Here is a 3,009-nt window from a genome sequence, read left to right as displayed (position 1 = left end):
GCGGGTATTTCCTCGGGGCAGCCATGGTCACAGGTCCTCTCATGAGATCCATCTGACCAGCCGTCACATCCGTCCGCATCTCGGGGGAACCTCACGCCGACGTGCGGCGCTTCCTTGTCCGCCTGGAGAAGGAGACGACTGCGGCGACCGCCAAGGAATCGCACCGCGTGCTGCGGTCGGCGCTGTCCTCTGCCTGCCGTGAGGAACTGATCACGCGCAACGTCGCCAAGCTGGTCGAGCCACCCCGCACCGACAACCGCGAACTGAAGCCCTGGACTCTCGACGAAACGCTGGACTTCCTCGCAGCCTCCCGTAAGGACCCGTTGTACGCGGCGTTCGTGCTCGCCATCGCCATGGGGCTCCGCCGGGGTGAGATCGTTGGCCTGCGCTGGTCGGACCTTGACCTCGACAACCGCGTCCTCTACGTCCGCCAGCAGACGCAGCGTCGCCGGGGCGTCCTCTACGACGACGATCCCAAGAGCCGCCGTCGCCGGGTCGTCCCGCTGCCCGCCCTCTGCATCGCGCCCCTGCGCTGGCACCGGATGCGGCAGGCAGCTGCTCGTGCCAAGGCGGGGGAGCGGTGGCAGGAGTCCGGCTACGTCTTCACCACCCGCACCGGCCGCCAGGTCGAGCCGCGGAACGTCTACCGCTCCTTCACCCGTGTCGCCGAGACCGCTGGCCTTTGCGTGATCCGGTTGCACGACGCCCGACACGGCACCGCCACTCTCCTCACGGCGGCCGGAGTCGCGCCCCGCGTCGTAATGGAGATCCTTGGGCACTCTCAGATCAGCATCACCATGGACGTCTACACCCACGTCGTCCAGGACACGCAACGGGAGGCCATGAGCCACATCGACCGGTTGCTCAGGCAGAGGCGCCCCGATCGTGGGTGATCGCCCGCGTTGATGTCAGAAGTAGATGTCAAAGGCCACCTAGGAACGTTCCTAGGTGGCCTTTTCGCTTGTGCCCCCGGCAGGATTCGAACCTGCGACACCCGCTTTAGGAGAGCGGTGCTCTATCCCCTGAGCTACGAAGGCGAAGGCGGGGGCTTGTAGGAATCCTTGAAGAAAACCCAGAGAGTGGATCTTCCGCTAGGTGTACAAGCCCACTGGTCAGACGAGGTGTGGCACCTTCCGTATTCTTGCCTGGACGGGCGATGCGGCGTACCAGTGGCCAACCAGGGACAGCCTAGCGGATGCGGGTTGATGGGGAGGCCCTGTATCGGGTTGGTTGGGCGGGGCGCCCCCGGCAGGCTTCTGACCTGCTGATTCTTTGGCGTGCGGGTGGCCGGAAGGGAAAGGATGCGTGATCGGCGCTGGCGATCTATCCGTTCTGGGCGTTCTGTCGGTTGCTGTCGAGGGGCGGTGAGTGCGGTGCGCGACCGTGTCCCGCCATGCGCCGAACGGGAGTATGGGCGCGAACGGGATGCCGCGACGGCTTGCTGGCTGCTTCCTGGACGCCCAGTCCGCCGAAGCCGACGATGACGGCGAGGAGCCGGGGGCGCTTCTTGCCCAGCCCCCCATGGTCGGCCCGGAAGCCGTCGAGAACATGCAGGGGTTCAACGAACACCCTGTCCTCGTCCTGCAGCGATACCCAGACGCCGTCGTCATGCAGCCAACACTGTCGGACTTGCTGTCATCGGTGGTGTCGACGAAGAAACGCGTGGTTGTCGGCAAGCCACTTGCCGGCCTGCTTTCCGTGACTGAACGCTTTGAGTAGCTGTTGTCGTTCCGATCTTGAGGGGTGTGTCTAGAACGGGAGTCTCGATTGGGTGGCTGCCGTCGGCTGCGGGCATGAAGGCAGGGCCTCTTGGCGGCTCGGGGTTGCGAAGCCGACCGATCCAGGAGACCCTGTTGCCGCGGTTGTACGTGCTCGTGCCGGTGGAGTTCAACTCGGCTGCTCCGGCGTGTGATTGTGTCGCTCACCGGTTCGGGAATGCGGCCGATCGCCCGGAGCGTGTTCGGCGGTATCCCTCGGACATGCCGGGCGCGGAGTGGGCCGTGGTCCGGTCGCTGCTGCCGGGGCTTGTGATCCGGGCGCGGATAGAGCGGCGCGGCTCGATCACCCGGGGCTCCCCGCCAGGTCCGAGGGAGGCGTACATCTGGCGTGCCGGCGTCCGCCCTGCGTGCTGGTCAGCACCTGCGCATTTCCACGGAACGGGGCCGGGGCCGCCGGAACGCGCCGACGACCCTGCGGGTCGTCTTCCCGTCTGTCTCTGCCTGGGTCAGCGGCACAGCGCCGTGTCGACGGCGGCCTCCACCCGCTGGGAGGCTGCACCCGTCGGGGCGGTGGTTACCGCGATGCCGGCGGCACGTCCGTCCTCTGTGACGCCTCCTCGTGTCCGGTATCCCAGGGCGGTTCCGCCGTGGCCCCAGTAGACGCCGCCGCATGACAGCGGCGTGCTGGTCAGGCCCAGTCCGTAGCGGACGCCGGGGCCGCGTGCCTCTGCGGGGACGGTGGTGCGCATCTGGGCGAGCTGGGCCGGGGGCAGGAGTTTGCCGTCGAGGAGGGCGGTGTAGAAGCGGTTGAGGTCGCTGTTGGTGGAAACCAGAGCACCGGCAGCCCATGCCATGGACATGTCCATGGTGGTGTAGTCGATCAGAGGTCCGTCGGCCGCTTCCCGTTCGTAGCCCTTGGGGTGGGGCTCGTGGATGGTCGTCTCTCCGGGGGTGGGGAAGTAGGTGTGGCGCAGTCCGATGCGGTCGATGATGCGCCGGTTGATCTCCTCGCCTATGGGGCGGCCGGTGACCTTCTGGATGATCAGGCCCGCGACCAGGTAGTTCGTGTTGTTGTACTCCCACTTCGCGCCCGGGGAGAAGTGGGCCTCCTGCTTCAGGGCGCCGTCAAGCAGGTCGCGCGGCTCGAAGTACCGGTACCGGACGGCGGGGAAGTCCGCGAAGATGGGGGACTCCATGTATTCGGGCAGGCCGCTGGTGTGCTGGAGGAGTTGGCGGATGGTGATGTGGCGTCCGTCGATCCCCTCACCGCGCAGCAGGCCGGGCAGGTAGG

2 protein-coding genes, 1 tRNA gene and 1 pseudogene are annotated in these 3,009 nt (G+C 67.0%); 2 read left to right on the top strand and 2 right to left on the bottom strand.

What is annotated here, in order from left to right; translation table 11 throughout:
• Positions 1-95: 95 nt before the first annotated feature.
• Positions 96-893 (top strand): annotated as a pseudogene (locus tag AB0N06_RS38560) (site-specific integrase); the annotation flags it as partial.
• Positions 894-964: 71 nt separating this feature from the next.
• Here AB0N06_RS38560 and AB0N06_RS38555 read toward each other — a convergent pair.
• Positions 965-1,037, bottom strand: a tRNA-Arg gene (locus AB0N06_RS38555).
• A 346-nt stretch (positions 1,038-1,383) separates the two neighbouring features.
• Here AB0N06_RS38555 and AB0N06_RS38550 point away from each other — a divergent pair.
• Complete coding sequence (locus tag AB0N06_RS38550) at positions 1,384-1,719, top strand: hypothetical protein (RefSeq protein WP_366139328.1); 336 nt, start codon at positions 1,384-1,386, stop codon at positions 1,717-1,719.
• Positions 1,720-2,224: 505 nt separating this feature from the next.
• Here the strand turns inward: AB0N06_RS38550 and AB0N06_RS38545 are convergent.
• Positions 2,225-3,009 (bottom strand): serine hydrolase domain-containing protein (locus AB0N06_RS38545; protein ID WP_366139327.1); only part of this gene is annotated, 785 nt, incomplete at its 5' end.

The organism is Streptomyces sp. NPDC051020 (assembly GCF_040683105.1).
Taxonomy (GTDB): domain Bacteria; phylum Actinomycetota; class Actinomycetes; order Streptomycetales; family Streptomycetaceae; genus Streptomyces.
The sequence above is the reverse complement of the archived record's forward strand: the minus strand, read 5'-3'. Positions and strand labels throughout refer to the sequence as shown.